Source organism: Streptomyces sp. NPDC043746 (assembly GCF_056436485.1).
This window is the reverse complement of sequence record NZ_JBWKCM010000007.1, coordinates 83,989-104,280: the sequence shown is the minus strand read 5'-3', so window position 1 is coordinate 104,280 and position 20,292 is coordinate 83,989. Positions and strand designations below refer to the sequence as shown.

Below are 20,292 nucleotides of genomic sequence, written 5' to 3'. Positions count from 1 at the left end.
GAAGGCGTGCCGGAAAGCACCCCGGAAAGTGCCGGGGAAGGTGCCCCGGGGAGCGGGAGTTCAGGCCCGGTCGCGTACGGGGACGACCAGCGGAGCCCCCGTACGCGGATGCGGGAACACCTCCACCGGCTGCCGGTACACCTCACCGAGCAGCTCGTCGCTGAAGATCTCCTGCGGTGGGCCCACCTCCGCGATCCGCCCCTGGTGCAGCACGGCCACCCGGTCCGCGTACGCCGCCGCAAGGCCCAGATCGTGCAGGACCACCACCACCGCGTCCCCCGCGGCGGCCCGCTCCCGGCAGATCCGCAGCACCAGCTCCTGGTGGCGCAGGTCCAGGGCGGCCGTCGGCTCGTCCAGCAGCATCAGCGGGGCCCGCTGCGCCAGCACCCGGGCCAGCGCCACCCGGGCCTTCTCCCCGCCCGACAGCGCGGAGAACGGACGCCCGGCGAACCGCGTCACCTCGGTGGCCGTCATCGCCGCCGCCACCGCCGCGTCGTCCTCGTCCTCCCGCTCCGTACCGGCCCAGGGCGCCCGCCCCATCCGTACGACGTCCTCCACCGGGAACGGGAAGGAGAGCGCGGCTGACTGCGGCAGCACCGAGCGGCGCAGGGCCAGTTCGGGCGCCGTCCACTCGACGGCGGGGCGGCCGCCGATGACCACCTCGCCGCCGCCCGGGGCCAGATCGGCGGCGAGCGCGGCCAGGAGCGTGGACTTGCCGGCCCCGTTCGGACCGACCAGCGCCACCACCTCGCCCGTGTGCGCGGTGATGTCGACGGCGTCCAGCACCTGCCGCCCGCCCAGCCGCACCGAGACCCCGACGGCCTCGACGGCGGGGGAGCCGGGCGCGACGGGCGAGGGCAGCTCCCGGCTCCGTACCGCGAACAGGTCTCTCAACGTCCTCATGCCCAACCACCTTGCCTACGACGGGTCCTGCGCAGCAGCCAGAAGAAGAACGGGCTGCCGAAGAGCGCGGTCAGCACACCGAGCGGCAGCTCGGCGGGGGCGGCCACGGTCCGGGCCGCGAGATCGCCGACGACCAGCACCAGCGCGCCGCCCAGGGCGCTGCCCGGGACCAGGAAGCGGTGGCCGGGGCCGTTCGCCATCCGCAGCAGGTGCGGGACCAGCAGCCCGACGAACGAGATGATCCCGGCCACGGCCACGGCGGCGGCCGTCAGCAGCGCCACCACCAGCACCAGCGTGATCCGCAACCGCTCCACGTCCACGCCCAGATGGCGGGCGGGCCGCTCACCGAGGGCCAGCAGGTCCAGCTTGCGGGCGTAGAACGGGGCGATGAGCAGTCCGGCCACCGCGCACGGCAGCACGGCGAGCACCTTGGGCCAGGTCGCCTGCGAGAGCGAACCGAGCTGCCAGAAGGTGATCTGGGTGATCTGCGCGTTGTCCGCGAAGAAGATGAACAGCCCGATCAGCGCGCCCGCGAAGGCGTTGACGGCGATACCGGTGAGGATCAGGGTCACGACCTCGGTCCGGCCACCGGAGCGGGAGAGCGTATAGACGAGCAGCACGGTGGCGAGACCGGCGACGAACGCGCAGACCGTGATGGTCCAGTTGCCGAAGAAGGTCAGCCCCAGCGCGATGGAGGCGACCGCGCCGACCGCCGCGCCCGCCGAGATCCCGATGACGCCGGGCTCGGCCAGCGGATTGCCGAACACGCCCTGCATCAGGGCGCCCGCGCAGCCGAGCGAGGCGCCGACGAGCAGCGCGAGGACGACCCGGGGGAGCCGGACGTTCCACAGGACGCTCTCCCCGACCCGGTCCAGCGGCTGGCCGCCGAGGCCGATCCGGTGCTGGACCGAGGCGAGGACGTCCCCGATGGGGAGGGAGTACGCGCCGATCGCAGCGGAGAGCAGACACCCGGCGAGCAGGGCGAGCGAGAGCCCCAGCGTGAGCGCGAACGCCTTGCCGCGCGGGGACTTGGGGGCGGGGGGGGGGGCGGGGGGGGGGGGGGGGGCCCCCCCCCCCCCCCCCCCCCCCCCCCCCCCCCCCCCCCCCCCCCCCCGTGCCCGTGCCCACGGTCCCGGCCGTCCCTCTCGTGTCCGAAGGCTCGCCCGCCTCGCCCGCCCCGGCTGTGCCCGCCGGCCCGGTTCCGGGCTCGGGCGCCTTGGCGGGCTGCTCCTTCGAGAGCGACGGGCCCTGGTCGGGGCGGGAGCTGTCCGCCCGTTCCTCGTACGACGTCGTCACTGGCCCGTGCCGCCCTTCGCGTACAGCTGCTCGACGATGTCCGCGAGCACCCGGTCGGTGCGCGGACCGTAGTTCAGCAGCACACCGTCGTCGATCGAGACGACCCGGCGGTCCATTCCGGCGGGCGTCTCCGCGATGCCGGGGATCTTCACCAGGCCGTCCATACCGCCCACCGAGTCGAGCCCCTTGCTCATGAGGAGGATCGCGTCGGGCGCGGCCTTGGCGAGCGCCTCGCTGGTGATGGCGGTGAAGTCCTTGCTCAGCCCGGACGTCTTGCCCGCGTCGACCGCGCCCGCCGCCTCCAGCAGCGAACTCGCCCCCGACTCCGCGCCGCCCAGCAGATAGACGGAGGCCGAGCCGCGCAGATAGAGGAAGGCGACCCGGGGCTTCTTGCCGTCGGCGTGGTCCGGGATGGTCTTCCGTACGGCGGCGATGCGCGACTCGGTGCGCTCCTTGAGCTCGGCGCCGGCGGCCGGTACGCCGAGCGCCTCGGCGACCGTGTCGATCCGGCGGCCGACATCGTCGAGCCCCGTGGCGGGCTCGACGACGACCAGCGGGATGCCCGCGCTGCGGATCTGGTCGATCGCCTCGGCGGGGCCGGTCGTGGTGTCCGCGAGGACGACGGTCGGCTTCAGGGAGAGCACGCTCTCCGCCGAGACGTCGTGGGCGCGGGTCACCACCGGGAGCTTCTCGGCCTGTTCGAAGGTGGCGGTGATGTCCCGGGCGACGACCTGCTTGCCGAAGCCGAGGGTGAAGACGATCTCGCTCAGCGATCCGGTCAGCGGCACGATCCGGTCGGCGGAGTCGATCGTGACCTTCGTGCCGTCCGCCGACTCCACCGTCACCGGCAGCGCGGGCTCGGGCACAGCGGCCAGCGGCTCGACCCGGTCCGCGTCGGCGGCGCCCTGGGCGGGCTTCGCTGCGGACCCGTTGCCTCCGCCTCCACAGCCCGTCAGCAGCAGGGCGAGTGCCACCAGGACGGTGAGGGCGGCGCCCGCCCGGCCGCCGTCCTGCCGTCCGGCGTCCTGGCCCTGATGGGGGCCGTGGTCCTGAGAGATGCGCACGGGGCACCGTCCTGTCGTTCTGCGGCGGATGGTTGGGGGTGGTGCGTGTGTGATGAATGTGGCGAGAGTGTGGAGGTACCGGAGGGGTTCCGGTGCGGACTCGGAATAGCTTAGGTTAGCCTTACCTGCACATCCAGCCCTCGGAGGGGTCCCTCATGCTGCCGTCCAGATCCGCCCGCGCGCTCGCCGTCGCGCTCCTCGCGGTGCTGCTGGGAGCGATGCTCCCCGCCACCACCGCGCAAGCGGCCAGCCGTACGGTGCAGGGCGGACGGCTCGACTGGGGCATCAAGTCCTCCTTCCAGAGTTACGTCACCGGCCCCATCGCCCAGGGCAGTTGGAGCCTGACCGGCGGGGCCGCCACGGTCGGCGGCAGCCAGTTCCGCTTCCACTCCGCCAACGGCTCCTACGACCCGGCGACCGGCGCCTTCAGCTCGGCCTTCTCCGGCGGGGTGCACTTCACCGGCCACAAGAAGGCCGACGGCACCAACGAGCTGGACCTCGTCATCAGCCGCCCCGTCATCAGGATCAGCGGCGGCAGCGGCACGCTCTTCGCCGATGTGGTCAGCAAGGAGCGGGGGACCGGCAAGGTCTCCAGCCGCTCCCAGGTGCCGCTGGCCGCCCTCGGCCTCGGCGGGATCAACATGAAGGGCGGCTCCACCCCCATCGCCCTCAGCAACGTCCCCGCCACGCTGACCGCCCAGGGCGCCTCCGCCTTCGCCGGCTACTACACCGCCGGCACGCCGCTCGACCCGATCAGCCTCTCCGTCGACACCAGGGCCCCGGCCGAGCCGAAGCCCGCCCCGTCCGAGAAGCGGGACGAGGACGCGAAGAAGGACGAGGAGAAGGAGAAGGAGAAGGAGAAGGCGAAGGCCGAGGCCGAGGACGAGGTCAGGAAGAAGGCCGAGAAGGAGAAGGCGGGCCGCTTCGAGGACGCCGCCGTCGACTGGGGCGTCCGCCGCACCTTCCGCGAGTACGTCACCGGCTCCATCGGCCAGGGCAAGTGGACGCTGGCCGACGGCGCCCAGGACGGCGGGGCCCTCTTCCGCTTCCCGCAGGGCAAGGGCACGTACGACGCGAAGGAGCAGACGCTGGACGCGGACTTCGGCGGCAGTCTCCACTTCACCGGCGCCCACGACCTCGACCTGAAGTTCGCGGCCGTCAAGGTCGCCGTGGCCAAGGGCGAGGGCACCCTCTCCGCGGACGTCACGACCGCGGGCACCACCCGCAAGAACGTCCCCCTCATCACCTTCGAGGCCAAGGACTTCGCGCCCAAGGAGGGCCTCGCGGTCCTGACCGAGGCGCCCGCCACCCTCACCGAGGACGGCTCCAAGGCGTTCAACTCCATGTACAAGGCCGGCACCGCGATGGACCCCGTCTCGCTCGCCGTCACCGTCGACGCCAAGGCCCAGCTGCCTGCGCTGCCCGACCTCGGCAGCGAGCCCACGGCCGCGGCCGAGCCCACCGCGGAGCCCTCGGCCGAGCCCTCCGCCACACCGGTCGCCGCCGCCTCCGACTCGGGGCCGGGTGCCGGGACGTACGCCGCGATCGGCGGTGGGGTGCTGCTGCTCGCCGCGGCCGGAACGTTCTTCGCCCTGCGCCGCCGCAAGGCCGCCGAGGCCGCCACCACGGGCTCCGACGCCCCTCAGACCTCCTGACGCCCCCCATGAGCGCTTTACGGTTTCTCACCCCCGCCCCCCACGCCTCCCTTCCTCCCCCTGTTCCATTAGGAGAACCACCGACATGGCAGCAACTCGCCGCCCCATAGCCCTCGCGGCGGCCGTCGCCACGGCCGCGGCCCTGGGCGCCACCTTCGCTCTCCCCGCCTTCGCGAACGACGGAGCGCCCGCCGAGGCCCCGGCCGCGACCGGGGCCCCGCAGGCGATCCAGCTGGAGTCGGGCACCCTGGACTGGGGTGTCCGGGCGTCCTTCCGCTCGATGATCGACCGCATGGGCGGTACGGCCACCCTCGCCGACGGCGCCACCAAGAACGAGGACGGCACGTACAAGTTCCCCCTGCTCCAGGGTGAGTACGACCGCGGCACCCACAGCGTGACGACCGGCTTCAAGGGCAGCGTCCACTTCGAGGCCCACGGCGGCGTCCTCGACATCGAACTGGCCGACTTCAAGGTCGTCACCGCCGGCGAGAGCGGCAGGATCACCGTCGACGTGACCACCAAGTCGCCGGGCAAGGACGCGGTCGTCAGCGACGACCTGGAGATGGCCAAGCTGGACCTCACCGCCGTCGCGCCCTCGAACGGCGCCGACGGCATGAAGTTCGCGGGCGTCCCCGCCACCTTCACCAAGGAGGGGGCGGCGGTCTTCGGCTCCGCCTACAAGGAGGGCGATGCCATGGACCCCGCCACCCTGACGGTCAAGCAGGCCACGCCGACCGCGCCTCCCACCACCGCCCCGCCCACCACGCCCCCCGCGACCCCGCCGGCCACGCCCCCGGTGACCGGTGAGCCCACCGCGAAGCCCACGCCGACCGGGACGCCCGAGCCGACGCCCACCGGGACCGCCAAGCCGACCAGCGGCCCGGTCGTCGACGGCACGCTGGACTGGGGCGTCAAGGAGAGCTTCCGCTCGTACGTCGTCGGCCGTATCGCGCACGGCAGGATCGAGACGACCGACGGCGCCACCGCCAACGACAACGGCTACCGCTTCACCAAGGCGACAGGCCACCTCGACGCCGAGAAGAACAGCCTCAACGCCCGGTTCGAGGGCAAGGTGCGCTTCCTCGGCCACGAGACCGCGGGTGCCTACAAGCTGGACCTCTCCCTCAGCAACCTGAAGGTCGACGTCCAGGGCACCACCGGCAAGCTAGTCGCCGACGTCTCCACCAAGGACATGGCTTCCGGCAAGGCCAGCACCTACACCGGCCTGGCCTTCGCCGACCTGAAGGTGCCCGCGGGCGCCCTGGTCGCGAAGGAGGGCGTCGTGAACCTCAAGGACATCCCGGCGACCCTCACCGAGGACGGGTCCAAGGCCTTCAGCCGCATGTACCACAAGGGCGACGAGCTGGACGCCCTGACCGCCGCCGTCTCCCTCGACAAGGACGCGACGCTGCCTCCGGGCGGTTCGACGGAGTACAGGAACTGCGCCGAGGCCGAGGCGGCCGGCGTGACGCCCATCGAGAAGGGCGACCCTGGTTACGCGGCCCACCTCGACCGCGACGGTGACGGCATCGCCTGCGAGGCCGGCGAGTCCACCGGCGGCTCCGGTTCCGCGGGCGGCTCCACCACCGGCGGCGGCACGGTCGGCGGTTCGACCACCGGCGGTTCCACCGCGGGCGGTTCGGTCGGCGGCTCCGGCGCCCTGGCCTCCACCGGCTCGGACGTCCCGACCGGCCTCCTGATCGGCGCCTCCGGCCTCGTCGTGGCGGCCGGTGCCGGTGTCATGATCGCGGCGCGTCGCCGCCGTGACGCCGGCGACGCCATCGCCTGATCACCCAGCACCACCTGAAGCACCCGCACCACCCGCGGGGCCGTACCGGCAGCAGCGAGCTCGACCGGTACGGCCCCGCGGTCGTCGCCCTCGGCCTCCCCTCAACGCCCGTCCCGCCCCGGGTGATGCTTGAATGCGCACGTGAACCACGACGACGTACCCCGGGGCATCGACGTCCTGCGGGTGTTCTGCGGACCCGACGGACGCCACGGCAACGCCCTCGGTGTCGTACGCGACGGACGCAGCCACCCCGACGAGGCGTCCCGGCAGCGGCTGGCCCGGCAACTGGGCTTCAGTGAGACCGTGTTCGTCGACGACCCGGAGCGGGGCCGGGTGGACATCCACGCCCCGGGGCTGCGGCTGCCGTTCGCCGGACACCCGCTCGTCGGCGCCGCCTGGCTACTGGACCTGGAGATCCTGGAGCTGGCCGTCGGGGACGTCTTCGCCCGCCAGGACGGGGAGTTCACCTGGATCACCGCCCGCCCCGAATGGGCCCCGCCGCGCACGCTCCAGCAGTACGCGACGGCAGAGGAGGTGGAGGCGCTGCCGGGGCCGCCGCCCGGGGAGGGCTGGCTCTACGTCTGGGCCTGGGAGGACGAGGCGGCGGGGCGCGTACGGGCGCGGGCCTTCCCGAGGCGTGTCGATGAGCGCGGCGACAACCGCTCCGACGGGGCCGGGGCTCGCACCGGGGGGATCGTCGAGGACGAGGCCACGGGCGCGGCGGCCATGCTGCTGAGCGCACATCTCGGCCGGGCCCTGAACATCACACAAGGACGCGGCTCCCAGATCCTCACAGCTCCCGCGCCGGACGGCACGGTGGAGGTAGGGGGCCGCGTCCTGATGGCCGCCCGGGGCTGAACCAAGGGCGGCCGCGAGCCGTAGGAGCGGTGCGGGTACTACGCGCTGAGCGGGAACACCTCGCCCAGCTCCCGGAAGACCGCGGTGTTCAGCGCGAAGGCGCGCTTGCACTCCTCGATGATCCGCTGCTTCTCCAGGTCGTCCGCGTTCACCGCGTCCAGCAGCTCGCGGTAGTTCCGCTTGAAGGCCGCGGGGTTGCCGATCTCCTCGAAGACGTAGAACCGCACACCGTCGCCCTTGCGCTCGAAGCCCCAGGTCTTCTCCGCCTTGTCGCGGATGATCTGGCCGCCCGAGAGGTCGCCGAGGTAGCGGGTGTAGTGGTGCGCGATGTACCCGGCGGGCCAGGTGCGGGCGCACTCGGTGACCCGGGCGGCGTACGCGGCGGTGGCGGGCAGCGGCTCCAGGCCCTCGCGCCAGTCCTCCCCGCGCAGGTGGGCGAGGTCGCGCTCCAGCTCGGTGGAGCGCATCAGCTCGGACTGTATGAAGGGGCCCGCGACCGGATCGTTCCGCAGGGCCTCCGCGCCCTCCTCCAGTGCCCGGTAGACGAACCACAGCTGCTCGGTGTAGCGCGTGTACGCGTCCACGCCCAGCCGTCCGCCGAGCAGGTCACCCATGAAGGTCGAGGTCTCGGCCTCGGTGTGCTGTTCGTGCGACGCGGTGCGGATGAGCGTCGAGAAGGGAGTGACGGTGGCGGTTGCGTCCAAGGCGGGCCTCCGGGGCCGAGGGGACGGGAAGTCCAGAAACAGACGGAGATATCGGCAAGCGACCGCCGCGACGCTGCGGCGGTGCGTGCCAGTACGCCCGATCCTCCTACTTAGGTTTACCTAAGTCAACTGGTTCCCGACTGCTTGTCGGTAAAAAAATACGCGACAAAGGGGAGGGTGGCCCCCTCAAGGATGTTTTGTCCCGATTACGGCAGAGTGAGGATCTCCGCCCCGGTCTCCGTGACGACGAGCGTGTGCTCGAACTGCGCGGTCCGCTTCCGGTCCTTCGTCACCACGGTCCAGCCGTCCTCCCACATGTCGTACTCGTGGGTGCCCAGCGTCAGCATCGGCTCGATGGTGAACGTCATGCCGGGCTGCATCACGGTGGTGGCGTGCGGGCTGTCGTAGTGCGGGATGATCAGCCCGGAGTGGAACGAGGAGTTGATCCCGTGCCCGGTGAAGTCGCGCACGACGCCGTAGCCGAACCGCTTGGCGTACGACTCGATGACCCGGCCGATGACGTTGATCTGCCGCCCCGGCCTGACCGCCTTGATGGCCCGGTTCAGCGACTCCCGGGTGCGCTCGACGAGCAGCCGCGACTCCTCGTCCACGTCACCGCAGAGGTAGGTGGCGTTGTTGTCGCCGTGCACCCCGTTGATGTACGCGGTGACGTCGAGGTTCACGATGTCCCCGTCGCGCAGAACGGTGGAGTCGGGGATGCCGTGGCAGATGACCTCGTTCAGCGAGCTGCACAGCGACTTCGGGAAGCCCCGGTAGCCGAGGGTGGAGGGGTACGCGCCGTGGTCGATCATGAACTCGTGGGCGACCCGGTCCAGCTCGTCCGTGGTCACGCCGGGGGCGATGTGCTTGGCGGCCTCCTCCATCGCCCGGGCGGCGATGCGGCCGGCGATCCGCATCCGCTCGATGGTGTCGGCGTCCTGGATCTCCGGGCCGGTGTACGGCGTCGGGGCCGGCTTCCCCACGTACTCGGGGCGCCGGATGTTTCCGGGTACGGAACGGACGGGAGTGATCTCCCCTGGTACGAGAAGCGACTGGCCAGACATGCCAGCGAGTCTAACCAGCGGCCCCGGGGCACCATGGCGATAAGGAAAGGAGCTGTCGATGGCCCTGTTCAAGAAGCGCACGGTCGGCAAACCGGGCGAATGGTACTACTGCCTCCAGCACAAGAAGGTCGAGGAGGGCCCCGAGTGCCCCGCCCAGAACCGGTTCGGTCCCTACACATCCCGTGAGGCCGCCCAGCACGCCATGGACACGGCCAGGGAACGCAACCTGGAGTGGGACACGGACCCCAAGTGGCACGACGAGGACAAAGGCAGATCCAGCCCGTCCGACGACTGAGGCCGCACCCCCGCCCGTCCGGCGCCTGAGGCCCGCGCCGTCGGCCGTCCAACGCTAGAGGCCACGCCCCCGGCCCGCCCGGCGGACGAGGACGTCTTTCCCGGCCCTTCCGGCTTCCCAGCCCCTTCGGCGTGTGAGGAGCGGGGTACGGGGCGGAGCCCCGGGAGCCCGGCCGCCCGGCCGGCCCCGGGTCACGCCTCCACCCGGGCCTCCCGCCTGCGCACCGCATCCTCATCCGTCTCCGAGTCGTACCGCACCAGCTTCGGCAGCGCGGCCGTCAGCAGCGCCACCGACGCCACGCACGCCACCCCGCCCGTCCAGATCGCCGACCTGGTCCCGGTCCACCCCGCCATCGCCCCGGCCCGCACCTGCCCCAGCTGCGGGCCGACGCTGTACGACAGCACCTCGATGCCCGCCAGCCGCCCCCGCAGCTCCTCCGGAATGGTCTGGTTCCAGATGGTCGAGCGCCCCAGCCCGCTCAGCATGTCGCCCGCCCCGGCCACCCCCAGGCAGAGCAGCACCACCCACACGCTGGAGAACCAGCCCGCCGCGGCGATCGCCAGCCCCCACACCGCCGCCCCGAACACCACGAACAGCCCGTGCCGCCGCACCCGGGAGGTCCAGCCGCTGGTCAGCCCCAGGGCGAGCGAGCCGACCGAGCCCGCCGCGTACATCAGCCCCAGCGACCACTCCGCGTCCAGCTCGTCCGCCAGGAACGGGAAGATCGTGTTCGGGAAGGCGAAGAACATCGCCGCCAGGTCGATCGCGTACGTCCCCAGCAGCACCGGCCGGCTCCAGGCGTACCGGGCCCCCTCCACGATCCCTCGCAGCGACGGCTTGGCCGCGTCCCGGGCGGGCGGCGCGGGGGAGAGCCGCAGACAGAGCACCACGGAGGCGGCGAACGTGCACACCGTCACCGCGTACGCCGTGCCGTGACCGGCGTACGCCACCACCAGACCGGCCAGCGCCGGGCCCGCGATCGCCCCGATCTGCCAGCGCAGCGAGTTCAGGGCGGCCGCCGCCGTCTGCTGGGCGTGCGGCACGATCCGGGCCATCAGCGAGTCCAGCGCGGGCCGCTGGAGCCCGGCCAGTGCGGCGACCCCGCCGGCCACCACGTACAGCGGCCACAGCAGCGGTTGCGGCAGCAACGCGTTGACCAGCAGGATCGCGGCGAGAGCGCCCAGACCCGCCTCGGTGAGGAGGATGACCCGGCGACGGTCCACGGAGTCGGCGAGCGCCCCTCCGTACAGCCCGAAGACCACCAGCGGCACCAGCTCCACCGCCCCCATCGCCCCGACCGCGAGCGGCGAGCCGGTGAGGTGCTTGATCTGGAGCGGCAGCGCGATGAGCGCCATGAAGCTGCCGAAGTACGTGATCAGACCCTGGAGCCACAGCAGCCGGAAGTCGGGCGAGGAGCGCCACGGCGCCAGATCCGGCAGCAGGGCGCGGAGCCGGGACGGGGGAGGAGCGGGGGGAGCTTCGTCGGTCACGAGGGGCCATGATCGGTACAGCGGGCCACTCCGGGCAAACCGATTTTCGAACCGCCCGGGACCGCTCGGGACGGCTCCCGGCCACCCCGCCCCGCCCGGGAGGGCATACCCGCCCCTACCTGGCAGTAGGGTCGGCCCATGACTACACAGGACAGCAGCGGCAGCGCGCCCAGGCCCCCCGCCAAGGACCCCTGGGACCTTCCCGACGTCTCCGCCCTGAGCGTCGGCGTACTCGGCGGGACCGGCCCCCAGGGCCGTGGCCTCGCCTACCGCCTCGCCCGCGCCGGTCAGCGGGTCACCCTCGGCTCCCGGGACGCCGAACGCGCCGCCGGCGCCGCCGCCGAACTCGGCCACGGCGTCGAGGGCACGGACAACGCCGAGTGTGCGCGGCGCAGCGACATCGTGATCGTCGCCGTGCCGTGGGACGGCCACGCCAAGACCCTGGAGTCCCTGCGCGAGGAGCTGGCGGGCAAGCTCGTCATCGACTGCGTCAACCCGCTCGGCTTCGACAAGAAGGGCGCCTACGCCCTCAAGCCGGAGGAGGGCAGCGCCGCCGAGCAGGCCGCCGCCCTGCTGCCGGACTCCCGGGTCACCGCCGCCTTCCACCACCTCTCGGCGGTGCTGCTCCAGGACGAGTCGATCGAGGAGATCGACACCGACGTCCTGGTCCTGGGCGAGGCGCGGGCCGACACGGACATCGTGCAGGCGCTGGCGGGCCGCATCCCCGGGATGCGCGGCATCTTCGCCGGGCGGCTGCGCAACGCCCACCAGGTCGAGTCCCTGGTCGCGAACCTGATCTCGGTCAACCGCCGCTACAAGGCCCACGCCGGACTCCGCACCACCGACGTCTGACTCCGACGTCTGACTCCGACGTCTGACCCCGACGTCCGTCACCGGAATCCGACCCCGGCGTCCGATCCACCGGCGGCACCCGACCCACCGGTGCCGCGCGGTCCGGGCCCCGGGGGCACCCGAGGCGGGGCACAACGGGGCATGGGGGACACTGGACGGGACGGGTCGGGACTGCAGGTTCCCGACCGCCCGACCGCCCGACCGTTCACCGACAGGAGCCGACCCCCATGCCCCGCCTCGCTCTCTACGCCCTCGTCGTCTGCGTCCTCGCCGTCGTGGCGGCGGTGGTCTCCTTCGTCCAGGGCAGCCTGCTCGGGATCGTCTGGGTGCTGATCGCGGGGCTCTCGTCGAACATGGCCTGGTACTACGTACGCAGGCAGCGCACGCGGACCGCCGCCGACGCGGGCTGACCCTCCCCGCCGTACCCCTTCCCTCCGCCGTTCGGGTCGAAGGACCACCCTCACGGGCGCGTCCCGGAGACCGGCTGCCGCCCGGGGCCGACCATGTGACGGCCTCGCCACGGCCGTGGCGAGGACGACGAGGGAGGACCGCGTGGCAGACGCGAGGGACGACGGGTACGGCACCGGGACCGGCTCGACCGTACGGGCGGCGGGAGACGGAGGCCGGGGCTTCCTGGGGGAGGTGCGCGACGCCGTCTCCACCCGGTCCGCGCTCGTCATGCTCGGGGTGCTCCTGCTGCAACTCAGCTTCGCGCTCTCCTACATGGGCGCCTTCCACGCGCCCACGCCGCACAAGCTCCCGATCACGCTGGTCGCCCCGCCCGCCGTCGAACAGGACCTCGTGGCCCGGCTCGACGCGCTTCCCGGCGAACCCCTGCGGGTCACCCCGGTCGCGGACCGCGCCGAGGCACGGGCGCGGCTGCTGGACCGGCGCACCGACGCCGCCCTCGTCGTCGATCCGGCGAGCCGGACCGACACCCTGCTCATCGCGTCGGCGGGCGGCCCGTCGGCCACCACGGCCGCCACGGAGATCCTCCAGCAGGTCGCCCGCGCCCAGGACCGCACGATCGTCGTACGCGACCTCCGAGCCCCCTCGGCGGGCGACTCGCGGGGCCTGTCGTCCTTCTACCTCGTCCTCAGCTGGACCATCGGCGGCTACCTCGCCGCCTCGGCCCTGAACATGGCGGCCGGCTCCAAGAAGCCCACCCTGCGCCGCACCCTGGTCCGGCTCACCGCGATGCTCCCGTACGGCTTCGTCTCCGGCATCGGCGGCGCGCTCATCGTGGGCCCGGTGCTGGACTGCCTGCCGGGCGCCTTCTGGGAGCTGGTCGGGATCGGGACCCTGGTGGTGTTCGCCTCCGGTGCGGTGGGCGTCGCCCTCCAGTCGGTGGCCGGCACGGTCGGTCTCGGCCTGACCATCCTGATCTTCACGGTCCTGGGCAACCCCAGCTCCGGCGGGGTCTACCCGTCCTCGCTGCTGCCCCCGTTCTGGGCCGCGATCGGCCAGGCCCTGCCGCCGGGGGCCGGGACGACCGTGGTGCGCAACACCGTCTACTTCGACGGCAACGCCACCGCCGGCGCCCTGTGGATCCTCGGCGCCTGGGCGTTCGGCGGGGTGGTCGTCGCGATCCTCGCCGCCGCCCTGCGCGGGAAGCGGCGGCGCGAGGCCCGTACGGCGGGGCCGGTGGCGGCCGCGCACTGAGGAGCGGCCGCCCCGCACACCGGGGACCCGGGCTCACCCCACCGCGCAGCCCGGGTTCTGCTCGCCGAAGAACGCCCGCCAGAAGCGGTAGAGGTCGTAGCCGCAGTACCGCTGGAGGTCATCGACGCCCAGGAGGCCCAGCAGCGCGTCGATCCCGTCGAAGAAGGCGATGTTCACGCCGGGCATCCACAGGATCGCGAACACGGCGATCAGCCCGAACGGAGCGATCGGCTCCACCCGGCGCCGGACCCGGTACGACAGCCAGGGCTCGATCACCCCGTAGCCGTCGAGCCCCGGGATCGGCAGGGAGTTCAGGATCGCCGCCGTCACCTGGAGCATCGCCAGGAACGCCAGCGCGTACCGGAAGGCGAGCGGCACCCCGTCCAGCGCGTCCAGCCAGAAGGGGGCCGTGCAGACGATCGCGAACGCCACGTTCGTCAGCGGGCCCGCCGCCGAGATCAGGCTGTGCCGCCACCGGCCGCGGATACGGGCCCGCTCGATGAAGACCGCCCCGCCGGGCAGGCCGATCCCGCCCATGACCACGAAGAGGACCGGCAGCACGACGCTGAGCAGCGCGTGTGTGTACTTCAGCGGGTTGAGCGTCAGATAGCCCTTCGCCCCCACCGAGAGATCCCCGCTGTGGAGGGCGGTGCGGGCGTGGGCGTACTCGTGGAGGCAGAGCGAGACGATCCAGGCGCCGGTCACGAAGAGGAAGACGGCGAGGCCGGTGGCCCCGGCGAACCCCGTCCACACGGCCCAGCCCGCCACGGCGGTGACGGCGGCGATCCCGAGGAAGACCGGGCTGATCCTCCGGTCCCCGCGGGTGGCTGCGGTGGTGGTCATCGGCACACGACTCCTGGGGCTGGGGGAACGGCGGCGACATCGTACGTACGCCGACGCGTACGCCGACACGGCGGGAACGACGACGACCCGGCCAGGAGTTCCACCCGGTCAACACCGTGCCCCGGCCCGTCGCGGACAATGGGCCCGTGCGCTACTGCATCCTCGGCACCACCCGGGCACTCCGCGACGACGGTACGGCCGTCCCCCTCGGCGGGGCGCGGCTGCGCGCCCTGCTCGCCGTCCTCGCGCTGTACCCCGGCCGGACCGTCCCGGTGGGGCCCCTCGTGGACGAGGTGTGGGACGGCGACCCGCCGGCCGACGCCTCCGGGGCGCTCCAGGCCCTGGTCGGGCGGCTCAGGCGAGCCCTGGGCCGGAGCGCCGTCGAATCGGTGGAGGGCGGCTACCGGCTGGCCGCCGGGGCGGACGCGGTGGACCTGCACCGGTTCGAGCGGCTGACGGGGGAGGGGAGCCGGGCCCTGGGGCAGGGCGACGCGGCCCAGGCCCTCGCCCTCCTGGACGAGGCGCTCGCCCTCTGGACCGGTCCGCCGCTCGCCGACCTGCCCGACCGCGCGGCGCCCGCCACCCGGCTCGAATCCCGCAGGCTCGGCGCCCGGCGGGCGCGTCTGGAGGCGATGCGCGTCCTCGGGCGGGCGGACGAGGCGCTGTGGGAGCTGGCCGCCCTCGGTGCTGCCCACCCGCTCGACGAACCGCTCCAGGCCCTGCGCATCAGGGCCCTGCGGGACGCGGGCCGCACGGCCGAGGCGCTGGCGGCGTACGAGGAGGTCCGCACCGTTCTCTCCGAACGCCTGGGCACCGCCCCGGGCCCCGAGCTGCGCGGTCTGTACGGAGAACTCCTCCACCAGGAATCCGGCCCCGCCCCGGCCGCGTACGGATCTCCCCGCCGCGAGGCGCCCGGGCCCGAATCCGCCGCGTACGCCAGCGCCCGCCGCCAGGAGCCCGGGCCCGCCCCGGCCGTCGACACGCTCCCCGCCCCGGACGCCCACGCGACCCCCACGACCCCGCGGACGTCTCCGCCCACGCCCCCGTCCCCGACCGCACCTCCGCCCGCGCCCGGGCAGCGTCCCGCCCCCGCGAGCCCCGCGTCCCCGGCCCCGCCCGCCCCCGGCAACCTCCGCGCGCGGCTCACCAGCTTCGTCGGCCGGGACCCCGACATGGCCGCCCTGCGCGAGGACCTCACCCGGACCCGGCTCGTCACCCTTCTCGGCCCCGGCGGGGCGGGCAAGACGCGGCTGTCCCAGGAGGCGGCGGAGACCGTCGCGGAGGAGTGGCCCGACGGGGTCTGGCTGGTGGAGCTGGCCCCCGTGGACGACCCGGACGCCGTGCCCGAGGCCGTACTCGGCGCACTCGGCGCCCGGGAGACCGTGCTCCGGGGCGCGGGCGCGGAGGAACTGAGGGCCCTCTCCGAACACAGCACCGGCGACCCCCTCGTACGCCTCACCGAGTACTGCTCCCGGCGCCGCATGCTCCTCCTGCTGGACAACTGCGAACACGTCGTCGAGGCCGCAGCCGCCCTCACCGACCACCTCCTCACCCAGTGCCCGCGGCTCACCGTCCTCGCCACCAGCCGCGAACCCCTCGGTGTACCGGGCGAGTTCGTGCGGCCCGTCGAACCGCTGCCCGACCCGATGGCGCTGCGCCTCCTCGCCGAGCGCGGGGCGGCCGCCCGGCCCGGCTTCCGTACCGACGCCGACGAGGCCACCGCCGCCGCCTGCACCGAGATCTGCCGACGGCTCGACGGGCTGCCGCTCGCCATCGAGCTGGCCGCCGCCCGGCTGCGGATGCTCACCCCCCGCCAGATCGCGGAGCGCCTGGACGACCGCTTCCGCCTCCTCACCAACGGCAGCCGGACCGTGCTGCCCCGCCAGCAGACCCTGCGCGCGGTCGTCGACTGGTCCTGGGAGCTGCTGGACGAGGCCGAACGGGCCGTCCTGCGCCGCCTCGCCGTCTTCGCGGGCGGCTGCTCCCTCACCGCGGCCGAGGAGGTCTGCGCGCTGCCCGCCCCGGCCGACGGGGTCGCGGTCGACTCTCTCGACGTGGCCGCCCTGCTCGGCTCCCTGGTCGACAAGTCCCTGGTCGTCGCCGCGCCCGGCGAGGACGCGGAGATGCGCTACCGGCTGCTGGAGACCGTCGGGGAGTACGCGGCCGAGCGGCTGGCGGAGGCGGGGGAGCGGGCGGCGGTGGAGCGGCGTCACCTCGTCCACTACCGGGAGCTGGCCCGTGCGACCGGGCCGGCGGTGCGCGGGGCGGGGCAGCGCGTGGCCATCGCGGTCCTCCGCCGCGAGTACGAGAACCTGCGCACCGCGTTCCGCCGCGCCGTCGCCGCCCGGGACGAGCACGAGGCGCTCTGCCTCGTGCTCTCGCTCTCCTGGTACTGGATGCTGCGCGACCTTCGCTCGGACGCACGCCAGTGGGCCGAGGCCGCCTTGGCGCTCGGGCCGGACCCCTTCGCCCGGCCGGGGGTCCGGGCCCCGTCGCTGGCGGAGCCGGCGATCGACCGGCCGCCGCCGATGGACGAGGACCAGCTCGCGGAGGCGCGGCGCGGGGCCGCGCTGATCCAGGTGGCCAGCGTGGACGACGCGATCTCCGCCTGGTCGGACGCCGCTGGGCGTGAGCGGCTGGGGATCATCGCCGACACCTACCGGCCCGGGCAGCCGCAGACCTGCCGCCTGCCCGGTACGTTCTGGATGTACGCGGTCATGTTCACCGGGGACTTGGACCGCACGCGCGAGGCGCTCGACGAGACGGTCCGGGCCTCCCGCGCCTACGGCTACGAGTGGGAGCTGGCCGCCGCGCTCCAGGTGCGCGCCAACTTCATGGCCGGTCACTCCGGCCATGCGGACCTGGCGCGCGCCGACGCCGAGGAGAGCCTGGAGATCTTCACCCGGCTCGACGACGACTGGGGCACGGCCGAGGCGTTGGCGTCCCGGGGCGAGGCCAACGAACGGACCGGTTGCTTCCCCGAGGCCCTGGACGACTACGGCGCCGCCGTGGAGTACGCCCGGAAGATCGGCGCCAGCTCCCAGGTGGCGCTGTTGCGCGCCCGGTACGCCGGGCCGCTCGCCGAGCTGGGCCGGCTGCCGGAGGCCGAGGCCGTGCTGCGGGAGGTGTGCGAAGGAGACAGCCCCACGAACCCCGAGTCCGCGGCGATCGCCCGGATGCATCTGGCCTTCGTCCTCGGCGCGCAGGGCCGGGCGGCGGAGGCCCGCGAGCAGGTCGACCTGATCAGCGCCAACCTCACCTTCGGCGATGTCGCCGTCTTCGACGGGTTCGTCTACGGGATGCTGGCCTGGCTGGACAACCTGGAGGGCGGGTACGCCTCCGCCCTGGGCAACGCGCTGACGGCGCTGGGGTGTTCGCGGGAGCGGCTGTCGATGATGATCGCCCCGCAGATGCCCTCGGCCCATCTGACGGCGATCGCCCGCGCCCTGGGCGGGCTCGCCGCCATGGGCGGGGCCGAGTCCGGTGCGTACGCGGACGCCGCCCGGCTGCTGGGCCTCCAGGCGTCGCTGCTGCCGTCCGGCTACCTGCCGACCATGATCGAGCGCCGCACCCTGGCCGAGGCCGAGGAGACCGCCCGGGGCCACCTCGACGAGGGGGCGTACCGGCGGGCGTACGAGGAGGGCGGCGGCCTCACCCTCGACGAGGCCACCGCCCTGGCCAAGACGTACCGGCGGGACCCGGTGGCGTGAGAGCCCTCGGGGCCCGTCGGCGCGACGCCCCCGCCGGGGCTCCGGATCCGGCGGCGTGCCGGCCACCGGTCTCTCAGGTCTTCCTGCGGAACCTGGAGACCGCCAGCGGCGCCATCACCACCGTGATCCCGGCGGCCCAGGCGAGCGTCGCCCAGACCGGACCGGCGACCGGGCCGCCCATCATCAGCCCGCGCACCGCGTCCGCGAGGTTGGAGAGCGGGTTGTAGTCGGTGAACGTCTGGAGCCAGCCCGGCATGGTCTGCGTGGGGGCGAAGATGGACGAGCCGAACTGCAGCGGCATCAGCACGATCATCGCCGTTCCCTGAACGGCCTGGGCCGTCGGCAGGGACAGCCCGAGCAGGATGAAGATCCACATGATGGCGGCGCCGAACACGGCGGCCAGCGCGACCGCCCCGAGGAGACCGAGCACCGAGCCCTTCAGCTCCATGCCGAGGAGGAAGCCCATGGCCAGCAGGATGACCGTGGCGACCATCAGCCGCCCCAGCTCCACCACGATCTTGGCGATGAGCACCGATGACCGGGCGATCGGCATCGTCCGGAACCGGTCCATGACGCCCTTGCGGAAGTCGTCGTTGACCCCCGTGCCGACGGCCATGGAGATGTTCATGCCCATCATCGCGAGCAGCCCCGGAACGAGGTAGTTCAGGTAGTCCTGCCGGTTCCCGCCGAGGCTGGCGCCGATCGAGCCGCCGAAGACGTAGACGAAGAGCAGGATGAAGATGACCGGCATCAGAAGGACGTCGAACATCGACTCCGGGTCCTTCTTGATCTGGAGCAGGTTGCGCCGGGCCAGGGCCCCGATGTGCCGGAGGTCGGCCCGCAGCCCGATCCGGCCCTCCCCGGCCACCGCCGCCTTCGACGGCGCGGGGCCCGGGGATCCGGCGGGCGCGGGGGTCAGGGTCGGGGTGGTGCTGCTCATGCGGCGGCCTCCTGGGGAGCGGCGTCGGAGAGGGTGGATGCCGTGTCGCCGGTGATCGCGAGGAACACCTCGTCCAAGCTGGGCAGGGCGGTGGCGACATGGGCCAGCGAGAACCCTCGTGCGCCCAACAGGCCGATGACGGCGGTGAGTTGCTCGTCGCTGAGGATGGGGACGTAGAGCAGTTGCTCGTCCGGAACGGCCTGCGTCCCGGCGACGCCGTCGAGACCGGCCTCCCGGATCGCCTGGGCCATCGCGGCCAGCTCCGCCGGATCCGAGGGCCGGATGTGCAGGGTCCGGCCGCCGACCTTGGCCTTCAGCTCGTCGACCCCGCCGCTGGCGATGATCTTCCCCTTGTCGATGACCGTCAGCTCCTCGGCGAGCTGCTCGGCCTCCTCCATGTACTGCGTGGTCAGCAGGACGGTCGCGCCCTCGGCGACCATCCGCCGCACCTCGTCCCAGACCTCGTTGCGGGTGCGGGGGTCGAGCCCGGTGGTCGGCTCGTCCAGGTAGAGGACTGCGGGGCTGCCGATCATCGAGGCGGCCAGGTCGAGCCGCCGCCGCATGCCGCCGCTGTACTCCATGGCGGCCCGCTTGCCGGCCTCGGTGAGCGAGAACCGCTCCAGGAGTTCGTCGGCCCGGGCCCGCGCCTGCTTGCGGGGCAGGTCGAGCAGCCGCCCGATCATGTAGAGGTTCTCCCAGCCGGAGAGCTTCTCGTCGACCGAGGCGTACTGCCCGGTCAGGCCGATCCTGCGGCGCAGCTCGCGCGGCTGCCTCACCACGTCGAAACCGGCGACGACCGCACGTCCGGCGTCGGGGGTGATCAGCGTGGAGAGGCAGCGTACGAGGGTGGTCTTGCCCGCTCCGTTGGGGCCGAGCACGCCGAGGACGGTGCCTTCGCGGACGTCGAGGTCCACGCCGTCCAGTGCCTTGGTCTCGCCGTAGTGCTTGACCAGCCCCCGTACCTCGACGGCGTTCGTGCCGCTCCTGGGGTTCGTGTCGATGCGTTCCATGCCCACCATGGGACCAGCGCCCACCGACAGCTCACCGACATCCGGCCGACAGCCCCGCGACACGCGTTCCGACACGCGTTCCGATGCGCGTTCCGGGCGTGCGACAGCCCGCCGATGGGGGGGTGTCGGCGGGCTGTCGGTGGTGCGGGAAATGGTC

The 20,292-nt window shown here is 73.3% G+C and carries 16 protein-coding genes and 1 pseudogene; 8 read left to right on the top strand and 9 right to left on the bottom strand.

Annotation, left to right across the window (positions count from 1 at the left end):
- Window positions 1-60: 60 nt before the first annotated feature.
- From AC0682_RS10360 to AC0682_RS10350, 3 genes and pseudogenes are all read right to left on the bottom strand, one after another.
- A complete protein-coding gene (locus AC0682_RS10360; protein ID WP_478532152.1) occupies window positions 61-903 on the bottom strand; it encodes a heme ABC transporter ATP-binding protein in 843 nt (280 codons plus the stop codon).
- Window positions 900-1,940, bottom strand: a pseudogene (locus tag AC0682_RS10355) (FecCD family ABC transporter permease); the annotation flags it as partial. The gene AC0682_RS10360 and the pseudogene AC0682_RS10355, both read right to left, overlap by 4 nt.
- A gap of 255 nt (window positions 1,941-2,195) precedes the next feature.
- Window positions 2,196-3,263 (bottom strand): heme/hemin ABC transporter substrate-binding protein, encoded by a 1,068-nt coding sequence (locus AC0682_RS10350; protein ID WP_478532151.1) that lies wholly within the window; start codon window positions 3,261-3,263, stop codon window positions 2,196-2,198.
- 155 nt (window positions 3,264-3,418) lie between these two features.
- On the opposite strand from AC0682_RS10350, the gene AC0682_RS10345 reads away from it, so the two are divergent.
- The 3 genes from AC0682_RS10345 (at window position 3,419) to AC0682_RS10335 (ending at window position 7,565) form a co-directional block, all read left to right on the top strand.
- A complete protein-coding gene (locus tag AC0682_RS10345; RefSeq protein WP_478532149.1) occupies window positions 3,419-4,918 on the top strand; it encodes an HtaA domain-containing protein in 1,500 nt (499 codons plus the stop codon).
- Between the two features lie 85 nt (window positions 4,919-5,003).
- On the top strand, window positions 5,004-6,707 hold the full coding sequence (locus AC0682_RS10340; protein WP_478532148.1) for an HtaA domain-containing protein: 1,704 nt from the start codon (window positions 5,004-5,006) through the stop codon (window positions 6,705-6,707).
- A 141-nt stretch (window positions 6,708-6,848) separates the two neighbouring features.
- On the top strand, window positions 6,849-7,565 hold the full coding sequence (locus tag AC0682_RS10335) for a PhzF family phenazine biosynthesis protein (protein ID WP_478532147.1): 717 nt from the start codon (window positions 6,849-6,851) through the stop codon (window positions 7,563-7,565).
- Window positions 7,566-7,603: 38 nt separating this feature from the next.
- On the opposite strand, the gene AC0682_RS10330 is transcribed toward AC0682_RS10335, so the two are convergent.
- Together AC0682_RS10330 and map are read right to left on the bottom strand one after the other, a co-directional pair.
- Window positions 7,604-8,269 (bottom strand): biliverdin-producing heme oxygenase, encoded by a 666-nt coding sequence (locus tag AC0682_RS10330; RefSeq protein WP_254812670.1) that lies wholly within the window; start codon window positions 8,267-8,269, stop codon window positions 7,604-7,606.
- Window positions 8,270-8,475: 206 nt separating this feature from the next.
- Window positions 8,476-9,333, bottom strand: coding sequence for a type I methionyl aminopeptidase (gene map / locus AC0682_RS10325; protein ID WP_254812671.1), 858 nt, complete (start codon window positions 9,331-9,333; stop codon window positions 8,476-8,478).
- 58 nt (window positions 9,334-9,391) lie between these two features.
- Between map and AC0682_RS10320 the strand changes: the two genes are divergently transcribed.
- Window positions 9,392-9,628, top strand: coding sequence for a hypothetical protein (locus AC0682_RS10320; protein WP_478532146.1), 237 nt, complete (start codon window positions 9,392-9,394; stop codon window positions 9,626-9,628).
- 191 nt (window positions 9,629-9,819) lie between these two features.
- Here the strand turns inward: AC0682_RS10320 and AC0682_RS10315 are convergent, their stop codons facing one another.
- Entirely contained in the window at window positions 9,820-11,118 is a 1,299-nt protein-coding gene (locus AC0682_RS10315) for an MFS transporter (protein ID WP_478532145.1), read from the bottom strand.
- A 138-nt stretch (window positions 11,119-11,256) separates the two neighbouring features.
- Here AC0682_RS10315 and npdG point away from each other — a divergent pair, with 138 nt between their 5' ends.
- From npdG to AC0682_RS10300, 3 genes are all read left to right on the top strand, one after another.
- Window positions 11,257-11,970 carry an NADPH-dependent F420 reductase gene (npdG, locus tag AC0682_RS10310; protein ID WP_478532144.1) on the top strand — a complete coding sequence of 238 codons (714 nt, stop codon included), beginning with the start codon at window positions 11,257-11,259 and terminating at the stop codon, window positions 11,968-11,970.
- Window positions 11,971-12,197: 227 nt separating this feature from the next.
- Window positions 12,198-12,380 carry a hypothetical protein gene (locus AC0682_RS10305; protein ID WP_478532143.1) on the top strand — a complete coding sequence of 61 codons (183 nt, stop codon included), beginning with the start codon at window positions 12,198-12,200 and terminating at the stop codon, window positions 12,378-12,380.
- Between the two features lie 142 nt (window positions 12,381-12,522).
- Window positions 12,523-13,632, top strand: coding sequence for an ABC transporter permease (locus tag AC0682_RS10300; RefSeq protein ID WP_478532142.1), 1,110 nt, complete (start codon window positions 12,523-12,525; stop codon window positions 13,630-13,632).
- Between the two features lie 33 nt (window positions 13,633-13,665).
- Here AC0682_RS10300 and AC0682_RS10295 read toward each other — a convergent pair whose 3' ends face one another.
- Entirely contained in the window at window positions 13,666-14,475 is an 810-nt protein-coding gene (locus tag AC0682_RS10295) for a site-2 protease family protein (RefSeq protein WP_478532141.1), read from the bottom strand.
- A gap of 146 nt (window positions 14,476-14,621) precedes the next feature.
- Here AC0682_RS10295 and AC0682_RS10290 point away from each other — a divergent pair, with 146 nt between their 5' ends.
- Window positions 14,622-18,185 carry an AfsR/SARP family transcriptional regulator gene (locus AC0682_RS10290; protein ID WP_478532139.1) on the top strand — a complete coding sequence of 1,188 codons (3,564 nt, stop codon included), beginning with the start codon at window positions 14,622-14,624 and terminating at the stop codon, window positions 18,183-18,185.
- A gap of 73 nt (window positions 18,186-18,258) precedes the next feature.
- On the opposite strand, the gene AC0682_RS10285 is transcribed toward AC0682_RS10290, so the two are convergent.
- Together AC0682_RS10285 and AC0682_RS10280 are read right to left on the bottom strand one after the other, a co-directional pair.
- On the bottom strand, window positions 18,259-19,125 hold the full coding sequence (locus AC0682_RS10285; RefSeq protein ID WP_478532138.1) for an ABC transporter permease: 867 nt from the start codon (window positions 19,123-19,125) through the stop codon (window positions 18,259-18,261).
- Entirely contained in the window at window positions 19,122-20,144 is a 1,023-nt protein-coding gene (locus tag AC0682_RS10280) for an ATP-binding cassette domain-containing protein (protein WP_478532137.1), read from the bottom strand. The genes AC0682_RS10285 and AC0682_RS10280 overlap by 4 nt, the downstream gene beginning before the upstream one ends.
- Between the last annotated feature and the right edge of the window lie 148 nt (window positions 20,145-20,292).